This window comes from Frankia sp. CoWAU3 (assembly GCF_977971855.1).
The window spans coordinates 6,035-6,597 of the sequence record NZ_CDWWXB010000211.1 but is presented as its reverse complement, the minus strand read 5'-3'; the positions used below and the strand labels follow the sequence as shown (position 1 = coordinate 6,597).

The 563-nt window shown below is 63.9% G+C and carries 1 other RNA gene; it reads right to left on the bottom strand.

Going from position 1 to position 563, the window contains the following annotated elements:
* Positions 1–155: 155 nt before the first annotated feature.
* Positions 156–529: a transfer-messenger RNA gene (gene ssrA, locus AC08ON_RS15520) on the bottom strand.
* Between the last annotated feature and the right edge of the window lie 34 nt (positions 530–563).

Below are 563 nucleotides of genomic sequence, written 5' to 3'. Positions count from 1 at the left end.
GCAGGCGGCGGAGACGGTGGCCGCCGCGATCCCGCGCACAACGGTTTGTCCTCACCCTGTCCTCACCACCGGAACCAACGGCGGCGGGATCGTGAAGGGCGGAAGCTTCGGGCCTGGTCAGGGGCCTGCCCGTAAAGGACAGACCCCCGCCAAACGAGTGGAGGTGGCGGGAATCGAACCCGCGTCCTCCGGCCCCGACACAGGGCTTCTCCGGGCGCATCCTGCTACTTGTTTCTCAGCCTCGTCGGACACGCAGGCAAGCCGACATAGGCTCAGTCGCTGTTTGATGTCCCGACCGACCCCGCGACCAGGTCAGCCGGTGATCCTCCTAGCGACGTCAGATTCTGGGCCGGAGGCTCTCCCAGACTGACGACTACCTAGTCCCTCTTAAGCGGCGAGCGCGTAAGTGGGGGTAGTGGGCTGCGTCTTGTTGGCAGCTGTTGTTCTGAACGGATCGTTAACGAGATAACCGCTCATCCTCGGCCCGCTTCCCCTGCCTCGACGTCCGGAGTCGAAGCCGGTCACCCCCAAGTTCTGATCAGTTACGACGTTTCAGTGTACCG